Below are 9290 nucleotides of genomic sequence, written 5' to 3' on the forward strand. Positions count from 1 at the left end.
TTCTTCATCGAGCGCTACAGCCATGTGATGCATCTGGTGTCGAATGTGGAAGGCACCATCCGCGACGATCTCGATGCGATCGATGCACTGGCGGCAGGCTTGCCGGCCGGCACCCTGACCGGTGCGCCGAAGATCCGGGCGATGGAAATCATCGACGAATTCGAAAAGGAAAAGCGCGGCGCCGCTTATGCCGGTGCGGTCGGCTATTTCGCCTGTGACGGCTCGATGGACACCTGCATCATGCTGCGCACCGCCCTCGTCAAGGACGGTACCATGTATGTGCAAGCCGGCGGCGGCATCGTCGCCGACAGCGTGCCGGAAAGCGAATTCCAGGAAACCGTCAACAAGGCGAAGGCCCTGATGACGGCGGCCGACGAAGCCGTCCGCTTCGCCAACGCCGCCAAACGGGGGCAGTAGCCGCTATTTCCTCGCCACCCCCGCACGCATCTCCCGTTCGGTTTTCAACCGGATCGCGGTGGAGACTGGCACCAAGCGATAGCCGTTCAGGTTCGCGCACCAGCGGGTGACGAGATCGAGGGTTATCGTATGGGGATGGCCAATGGCGATGGCGACGCCTTGGCTTTGCGCCGTCCGCTCCAGCACGGCAAGCTGATGTTCCACGGCCGACGGCGACTGGTCATCGTCGAGAAACACGTCGCGGTCCGAACTCGCCAGCCCGAAGGCGCGCGCCACCGGCACGATTTGCGTCAGCGGCGTGGTGCGGGAATCGAGGAAGAACACGCCGCGACCGTACAGCGCCTCGACGACCGGGATCAGCGCCTGCCGGTCGGCGGTGAACAGGCTGCCCTCGTGATTGTTGATGCCGGTATAGCCCGGCACGCGCGACAACGCCCACTCCAGGCGGCGCACATTCTCCGCGGCCGGAAGATCGCGCCGCAACGCCAGCCGCAGCGACGGATCGTTCCGGCGCGGCGATTCCATCGGCACATGCACCAGGATTTCATGGCCGGCGCGACGCGCCTCCTCGGCCAGACGCGGGGTGTCGGCGGGGTCCGGCAGGAACGATAGCGACACGCCTTGGGGCAGCGCGATGGCGCGGCGGTTCTCCACCATGTCGCCGCCCATGTCGTCGATCAACAGAGCAATCGCAGGCAGTAGCGGCACGGCGCGGTTGTCAGGCGCAACCGCGCGATAGCGCACAGTCCGGCCGAGCGGATGAAGAACGACGTCCTGCCAGCCGGCGCTCGCCTGCGCTTCCGACACCGGTGCGGGCGTGATGACATTGGCCAAATCGGGCAATCCGGACAGCGCGCTCGGTCCGCCGATCCCGATCGCGAGCACGAACACGATCCAGAACACGACCTCGAGTCCGCGCCGCGCCGTCGCATTCAAGCGCGCGCCGGATTGTTTCGAGCGATTCGCATCCCGCCGGGGCATGGACCAGTACGGCCCAGCCCTGCGGTGAAGTCAATCCCTGTGAAAACAGGGACTTAGTTGTTCAACGCAGGGTAAGGATCGGCCTTTCCGGCGAGAATGTCGGAGACCTTTTTCTCCGGATAGCCGACGCCAAGATCGAGACTCTGGTGCCAGGCGTCAATGATCATATCGCGCAGCTCGGCGGCGCCACGCGCCAATTCCTTGGTGACGAAGGCGTTCATTTCCGGAGTATGCGTGGTCAAGCCGACCTTCTTTTCCAGGCGATAAAGCGGCGCCACTTCGGCTTGCGAGGCGACGAGGTAATCGGCGGTGCGGTCCCAGATCTGGCACTTGCAATCGCGATAGGCCGGTATTGCCTTGGTGATGTCCTGTTCGGTGATATTGCCGTGGACATAGGTGCTTTCGAACGGCGAATGGATTTTCGCGTCGGTGAAACCTTCCGGGTTCGGATAATTGCCCCAGCCGTTGTAGTGCACCGACGCGTGCATCGGCATCGAGCCGTCGCCGACGAAATGCGACCAGGTGCCGAGATCATGCAGGATGATCACCTCGCGCATCTTGCGTTCCTTGGTGTACCAGGCGCGCTCGGCGGACGTTTTGCCGTGCTTCTCGCCCCAGGCGTCGACGCGCCAATAGGCAAAATCCTTCGCCAGCCGCTGGAAGCCCTGTTCGATCGTATACGGAAGATAGCCCTGCTTGTATTGCGTCGTGCCGGCCTTGTTGAGCGCCTCGTCGTATTGCTCGCGGCTGACAGGGAGCGAGCGGATCGCAACGCCGGCAATGGTGAGGTCGTCGCCGAGATCGACGAAATGGGCCGGGCTGTTCTCGTCGTCGAACGAATGGCCGGCGCCGCGCACGCGGTCGGCTTCGGGTCCGAGATAGCCCGCTTCCGCCGCCGCCGCAGGCGTACGCACGAACGCCGGTAATTCGGCCGGCAGCGATCGCACCGCGACGGTGGAGATCATCCGATGGCCGTCCGCTCCCCAACCCCACGCCGCCGAACTCACGACCATGGCCGCAACTGACAGCATCAATACCTTGCGCATGACTCACCTCCGCTCAAGACGCACGCTTATGGCAGGCCGACGTGACGGCGAAAAGAACCGTGTTGTCCCGGGCGTTCGCTCATGCGGAAAAAGATGGAATGCAGCGCAACACGAGCAGCGCCGGAAACCGACACGCAAATCACGAGCCAGAGGGGTCTCCAGCCTTATCGCAAATCCTGTGGATTGTTCATGATCCGGCCAGAACTATGCGGCGACAGCCATAAAAAACCGGCCGGGAATCGCTTCCCGGCCGGTCCAACAGGTCAGATCAAAGATCGATCAGTAGGAGACCTTCAGGGTCACCATCAGGGTGCGCGGCGCGCCGACATAAAGGCCCGGCAGCGTGGTGCAGCCCGTCGTCTTCGACGCAACATACGGGGTGAAGCAGGTCTTCGACGAGTTGACGCTCGAGAAGTAGTGCTTGTCGAACAGGTTATCGACGTTGAATTTGAGCGCCGAATTCTCAAGGCCGAAGGTGTTGAGGTCGTAGCTCGCGTCCGCGTTGACCGTGTAGTAGTCCGGCACGCGATAGCCGTTGTCGTCGGTCGCAAAGCGGCGGCCGACATACTTGGCACCGATACCGAAGTAGAAGTCGCTGATCTTGTAGGTGGCGCGACCCGACAGCGTCCAATCCGGCGTTTCGACGAATTCCTTGCCGGCCGTGTGGGCGTAATAGTAGTTGCCGTAAGAAGTCGCCTGCCCGGCCGTGGCCGTACCAGCAACACCATCATAGAAGGTGGACGTGCTGCTGATGATGCCAAGAGCCAGATCCCTCACCACGCGCGAGTGTTCGTACGACACCGAGCTGTAGAGGTTCAGGTTTTCGATCGGGTTCCAGTCGGCTTCCACGTCGACGCCGGCAAGGTTCACCGTGCCGATGTTGTGGTCGACGCTGATGCCCTGATCCGGGTCATAGCTCGAAACGATGCGGTTCTTGAACTGCATGTTCCAGCCGGTGACCGACGCATGGACCGTTTCGCCCGTGTAGCGGTAGCCGAGAGTATATTCAGCCGCCGTTTCCGGCATCACGGTCGAGTCATAGGTCGAGTAGTGGACCTGCTTCAACGAGTCGGTATACGAGCCGCCGTTGTACAGGTTGTCGGTCTTCGGCGCCGACAGGGTTTCCGCGAAGCTGGCGAAGAACTGATGCGCCGGGCCGAACGGGCTGTAGCTGACGCCGAGGTTGGGCAGGAAGCGGTTGTAGGTGACGTTGCGGTTGCCCGGCAGCGTGAAGCCGGCGCCCGAGACGTTGGCGAAGCTGTACGTGCCGTCGACGGCGGCCGTGGTCGAGACCGGCTCCGTCGTGCAGTACTGGTAGTTGGCGCCCGGTGTGGTCTGGCCGAAGCTGCCCGTCATCTGCAGGTAGCAGTACTGGTGCATGCCGCGATGCAGGTACGGCAGGCGGCCGCCGGCGGTGACGCGCAGAGAGTCGTCGAGCCAGGTGCCTTCATAGTCGAACGACAGCTGATTCAGCACGGCGTACGACTTGCGATCGCGGCCGCGCATGTCCGCGCCATCGGCGGTCACGACCGCATGGTCGCGGTCGATCTTGCCGGCGAACGGATCGTACGGTCCCGTGTTGACGTCGAAGCGCGCGTACTGGGCAGTCTGACGATGCAGGCCGTAGTCCAGCGTATAAGCGAGCTGGAAGACGTTGTTGTCGTCGAGACGATAGATCAGCGAAGCGTTGATATCCCAACGGCGCGTGTTGGTCGTGTTGGGCGTATACAGCATGATCGTATCGAGCAGATCGCCGTCGCCGTTGAGATCGCAACCGACATTCGCGACGCAACCGAACGCCTTCGTGGCCGTCGCCGTCTTGTAAGCGTTGGCGTTGTAGGTGGCCGAGTTATACGTGCTGCCCACCAGTCGCATGTCGTTTTCACGAATGACCGACACGCCACCGCCGTTTGCCAGGGTGTACTGGAAGCTCGGGTCGACCGTGAGCGTCAGGTCATTGGTGAGATGGAACAGCGAGAAGACGCGGAAGTTGCCCGTCTCGGACGGGTTGATGCGCAGCTTGTACCAGTTGGTGCAGGTCCCTGTCGTCGAAGAGGTGCTGCCGCCGGCGCTCTGGCCGCTGGCCTGGGTCTGGGCGGTACCCGCGACCGGAACGAGCGGGCTGGCGCCGGTGCCGGTGTAGCGGCAGGCGTTGGCTTCGTCGAAGCCCCAGCCGTAACCCTGCAGCGGGTTGCCGGCAGAGGTGCCGTCCGTCGCCTTGGTCGGGTCAACTGGCGAAACATACGAGTCGCCGGATTTGATGATGTTCGGCTGGCTGATCGCGTAGACTGCCGTGTTCAGGCTGGGATCGGTCGGGTAGAAGGTCTGGTTGTTGTACTGGTTGTTGCGGTTCGAGTTGTAATGGCCGTAGGCCTTGATAAAGCCCAACGAGCCGAGATCCTGCTCGACACCGAAGTTCCCCTGAATGCGGCGCTCACGGCCCGGGCCGCGGAACTTGTCGTAATCCTGATAGGAGAAGCTGGCGAACGCCTTGGTGCCCCACGGACCGAATTCACCGGAGTCGACGCGGACGAGATAGCGCTGATCGGCGAAGCTGGCGAAGGAAACGCTGGTCGACGCGCCGAACGTATCGCGCGCCGGGGTCGTCAGGACGTTGATCGTGCCACCGACGGCCGAAGCGGTCGGGCTGTCGACGTCGGTCGTGCCCTGGTTCACCGAAACCTTGCCGATCAATTCCGGATCGAGCATCTGGTTGGTGTAGATGGCATAGTTGCCGGTATCGTTGAGCGGCATGCCATCGAGCGTCAGCGAAATATGAGCGCCGTCCATGCCATGCATGCGCAGGTCACCGCCGCTGGCGCCGTACGGATCGCTGTTGGTGAAGTTCACGCCGGGCAGATAGTTCAGATCCTGGAAGAAGGTCTGACCCGAGGTCTGCGTCTGGATGAACTCCGCAGTGATCGCCGAGCGCTGCTTCAAAACCGGCTCCGCCGCCATCAGGCCGGTGAAGCTCGACTTCAGCTTGGTGCCGGTGACGGTGACGATTTCGAGTTCCTGAGTACCGGTCGATTGCGCGATGGCGGGGGTCACAACCAGCGCCATCAACGCGGCCGGACACACGCCCGCGAATAGTATTTTCGAAAATCTCATTATCTTCCCCTCATTTTGTCGTCGGTTACGCACCGCGCTCGAGCGATGCACTCTGCGTCGCCGCATATTTGGGACAGCAATGACGTGCGTTGTGGCCGTGCTGCGAAAGTTCGATGACAGCATCGCAATCTTTCTCAACACTCGCGTTAAAACGCACCATTGCGCCCCCATTTTCCGGCCTCACCCCGAGACCGAATTTCGCAACTGCAGCAAGCTGCTACGGCTGCAGGCTGCCTATAGGGGATGTATCACGCTGGTTTGATGACAGAGGAGTCGTTTCGCGGCCACACCACAGAAAAAACGTAGCTGCGAGGCCGATGTCGCACATCAATAGAATTGATACTAAGATACGTGTACGGGTGTCATAATCATTAAATTACGCGCAACAAAGCCTTGCCGCACGATCTTGAAAGCGCGTCATGTTGCAATGCAGCATTGCTCAGAGCTTGCGCAGAAACTCGCGCATCAGTTGTTCGAGATTGAGCCCTGCCCGCTCTCCGGTGGACAGCGTTTCTTCGTGTGACTGTGGCGCTGGCGCAAGGCCCGTTCCGTAATTGGTGACGATCGAAATCCCCGCCACCTTGATCCCGCAGTGGCGCGCCACGAGGCACTCTGGAACCGTCGACATGCCGACCAGATCGGCTCCCATTCTGGAGAACATGCGTATTTCCGCAGCGGTTTCGAAGTTCGGCCCGAGCACAAAGAGATAAGTGCCCTTCTTCAACTCGACGCCGGAGTTCATTGCTGCCTGCTCCAGCTGTTGGCGAAGGCTACGATCGTAAGGATCGCTCATGTCCGGAAAGCGCGGACCGAAGCCGTCATCATTGGGCCCGATCAAGGGATTGAACTGGGCGAAGTTGATATGGTCCTCGATCAGCACCACCGAGCCCGGTCCGAGATCGAGCCGCAGACCGCCCGCTGCGTTGGTGAGAATCAGCGTCTCGACTCCCAGCCGTTTCAGGATTCGGATCGGCGTCGCCATCGCCGCGCCGCCATGGCCTTCATAGGCGTGGATACGCCCCTGCATGACGGCTATGCGTTTGCCCTCGATCTCGCCGGCGATCAGGTTGCCCGAATGGCCGACGACCGTGGAGCGCGAGAATCCAGGAATGTCCCCGTACGGAACGCTTGTGGCGCCGGCAACGGCACTGGCGAATCGTCCGAGCCCGCTGCCGAGCACGATGACGGTTTTGGGAAACTCGGGGATGCGGGCCTGAATGGCCGCAACGCCGCTGGCGATGGTCGCAGAGGTGTCCTGTGTCATGGCCCTAGGGGTAGCAGCGTCGCGCGCGCATGGACAAGAGTGACGTTTGTTGGAACAATATTGATGCACCGCTTTCGCCTCGCGCTCCTCTTTCGCGAGGCAGGCGAATCCCCGGATAGGACCTGATGCGCGCGATCATTGCAGTTCTCGATTCCTTCGGCATCGGCTCAACACCCGATGCCGACCGCTTCGGCGATGCCGGCTCCAACACCTTCGGCCGGATCTGGGAGGGCTGCGCCAACGCCCCCCGCGGCATGCTGCAGGTGCCGCACCTGATGGCCCTCGGTCTCGGCCGGGCGGCGCATCTGGCTGACCCCGCCCTGCCCGCGTTCGACGGCTTGCCGGCGGTGGGCCTCTACGGCGCGGCGCGCGAGCTGTCGAAAGGCAAGGACACGCCGAGCGGCCATTGGGAGATGATGGGCCTGCCGGTGGAAGAAGATTGGGGCTATTTCCCCAGGACGGTGCCGACCTTCCCGGCCGAACTGACAGAAGTGGTGATCCGCGAAGGCAACCTGCCCGGGGTTCTCGGCGACTGCCACGCCTCCGGCACCGACATCATTGAGCAACTCGGCGCCGAGCACATCAAGACCGGCAAGCCGATCTGCTACACCTCCGCCGACTCCGTCTATCAGATCGCCGCACATGAAACCCATTTCGGGCTCGATCGTCTCTACGAGCTGTGCCACATCGTGCGCAAGCTGGTGGACCCGTATCGCATTGGCCGGGTGATCGCGCGCCCGTTTGTCGGCGAACGCCCCGGCGAATTCCAGCGCACCGGCAACCGCCACGACTACGCGACGCCGCCGTACCGCCCGACCGTGCTTGATGTTGCCAAAGCCGCCGGGCGCAGCGTCATCGGCATCGGCAAAATTCCCGACATTTTCGCGCGGTCCGGCATCACCGAAGAGATCGTCGCGCATGCCAACGAGGCGGTGTACGACGCCACCATCGCGCAAGCCAACACCGCGCCGGATGGGTCGATCATTTTTGCCAATTTCGTCGACTTCGACACGCTGTTCGGCCATCGCCGCAATCTGCTCGGCTACGCCGGCGCGCTGGAAGCGTTCGACAAGCGCATCCCGGAGTTGAACGCGGCGCTGAAGCCGGGCGACCTCGTAGTGTTCACCGCCGACCACGGCTGCGATCCGACCTGGCAAGGCACCGATCACACCCGCGAACACATTCCGGTGCTCGCCTTCGGCCCCGGCATCGGCGCCGGTCCGATCGGCGTGCGCACCAGCTTTGCCGATATCGGCCAATCCGTCGCCCATCATCTCGGCCTTCCGGCCATGCCTGTAGGGACCAGCTTCCTGTGACACCGATCCTTTCTGACGACGTCGCCACCGACCTGCAACACTGCGAAAGCCCCGAGGCCGCCTACGAGCGGCTGATTGCGCTTTACAACGAGGCCACCGGCGAGATCGAGCGCGCCTTTGCCGATTTCGCCAACGGCGATGCGCAGCACGGGCCCGATCCGGTCTATCCCTATTTGTGCGTCGACGTCAGTTATGACGACAGCCTCGTCTCCAACACGCTGGCCTTCGGCAAGGTGACGAGTCCGGGCCGCTACGGCACCACCATCACCCAGCCCAAGCTGTTTCATAACTATCTCATCGAACAGCTGACGCTGCTGACCCAGTACTACAACACCAACATCTATGTCGGACGCTCCAAGACGCCGATTCCGCTGACATTCGCAGTGGAACGCGCCTCCGCCATCGACGCCAAGAAGCGGCGCAAGCTGATCGAGTATTTCGCCCTGCCGCGGCTCGACGAAGCCCACGACCAGATCGCCGACGGCGGCGAATGGCCGGGTCCGGGCCCCGCTCCGCTGTCGCTGTTCTCGGCAAGCCGCGTGGATTTTTCGCTCCACCGCCTACGCCACTACAGCGGCACCGACCCGCGCTACTTCCAGAACTTCGTGCTGTTCACCAATTACCAGCGCTACATCGACGAGTTCGCCGTCTATTGCCAGAACGAGGTCGCCGCCGGCCGCGCCCGCGCCTTCGTCGAACCCGGCAATCGCATCACCGAGACCGGCATGGAACCATCGTGCCCGCCGCTCCTGAAGCAGCCGCAGATGCCGACCTATCATCTGGTGCAGCCGAACAGCATGGGCATCACGCTAGTCAACATCGGCGTCGGCCCTTCCAACGCCAAGACCATCACCGACCATCTGGCAGTACTGCGCCCGCACGTTTGGCTGATGGTAGGCCATTGCGGCGGCTTGCGCGGCAACCAGCGGCTCGGCGACTACGTGCTGGCACATGCATACTTGCGCGACGATCATGTGCTCGACGATATGCTGTCGCGTGAAATCCCGGTGCCGCCGATCGCCGAAGTGCAGCTTGCCCTCACCAAGGCGGTCAGCGAAGTCACCGGCGCAACCGGCCAGGTGCTGAAAGAACGCCTGCGCACCGGTACCGTCGTCACCACCGACGACCGCAACTGGGAACTGCGCTTCACCGAAC

Annotated in this window: 7 protein-coding genes; 3 read left to right on the forward strand and 4 right to left on the reverse strand. The window is 62.5% G+C overall.

The window, feature by feature from the left end; genetic code table 11:
• A partial coding sequence (locus tag AC1P6P_RS01280) for a chorismate-binding protein (protein ID WP_481400621.1) occupies positions 1 to 417 on the forward strand: 417 nt, incomplete at its 5' end.
• A 3-nt stretch (positions 418 to 420) separates the two neighbouring features.
• On the opposite strand, the gene AC1P6P_RS01285 is transcribed toward AC1P6P_RS01280, so the two are convergent.
• From AC1P6P_RS01285 to AC1P6P_RS01300, 4 genes are all read right to left on the reverse strand, one after another.
• The gene (locus AC1P6P_RS01285) at positions 421 to 1320 is read right to left on the reverse strand and encodes a divergent polysaccharide deacetylase family protein (RefSeq protein WP_481400622.1); all 900 of its coding nucleotides are present in this window, start codon (positions 1318 to 1320) and stop codon (positions 421 to 423) included.
• A gap of 131 nt (positions 1321 to 1451) precedes the next feature.
• Complete coding sequence (locus AC1P6P_RS01290; RefSeq protein WP_481400623.1) at positions 1452 to 2444, reverse strand: phospholipase C/P1 nuclease family protein; 993 nt, start codon at positions 2442 to 2444, stop codon at positions 1452 to 1454.
• A gap of 279 nt (positions 2445 to 2723) precedes the next feature.
• The gene (locus AC1P6P_RS01295; protein WP_481400624.1) at positions 2724 to 5555 is read right to left on the reverse strand and encodes a TonB-dependent receptor; all 2832 of its coding nucleotides are present in this window, start codon (positions 5553 to 5555) and stop codon (positions 2724 to 2726) included.
• Between the two features lie 439 nt (positions 5556 to 5994).
• On the reverse strand, positions 5995 to 6819 hold the full coding sequence (locus AC1P6P_RS01300) for a purine-nucleoside phosphorylase (RefSeq protein WP_481400625.1): 825 nt from the start codon (positions 6817 to 6819) through the stop codon (positions 5995 to 5997).
• A gap of 122 nt (positions 6820 to 6941) precedes the next feature.
• On the opposite strand from AC1P6P_RS01300, the gene AC1P6P_RS01305 reads away from it, so the two are divergent.
• Both AC1P6P_RS01305 and AC1P6P_RS01310 read left to right on the forward strand, forming a co-directional pair.
• On the forward strand, positions 6942 to 8135 hold the full coding sequence (locus AC1P6P_RS01305) for a phosphopentomutase (RefSeq protein ID WP_481400627.1): 1194 nt from the start codon (positions 6942 to 6944) through the stop codon (positions 8133 to 8135).
• The coding region (locus AC1P6P_RS01310) for an AMP nucleosidase (protein WP_481400626.1) at positions 8132 to 9290 on the forward strand (1159 nt) is incomplete at its 3' end. The genes AC1P6P_RS01305 and AC1P6P_RS01310, both read left to right, overlap by 4 nt.

This window comes from Rhizomicrobium sp. (genome assembly GCF_056722145.1).

Bases quoted from the DNA above. Each gene is read 5' to 3' on its own strand.
- AC1P6P_RS01290 (WP_481400623.1), bottom strand. From the start codon at position 2,444: ATGCGCAAGGTATTGATGCTGTCAGTTGCGGCCATGGTCGTGAGTTCG.
- AC1P6P_RS01295 (WP_481400624.1), bottom strand. From the start codon at position 5,555: ATGAGATTTTCGAAAATACTATTCGCGGGCGTGTGTCCGGCCGCGTTG.
- AC1P6P_RS01300 (WP_481400625.1), bottom strand. From the start codon at position 6,819: ATGACACAGGACACCTCTGCGACCATCGCCAGCGGCGTTGCGGCCATT.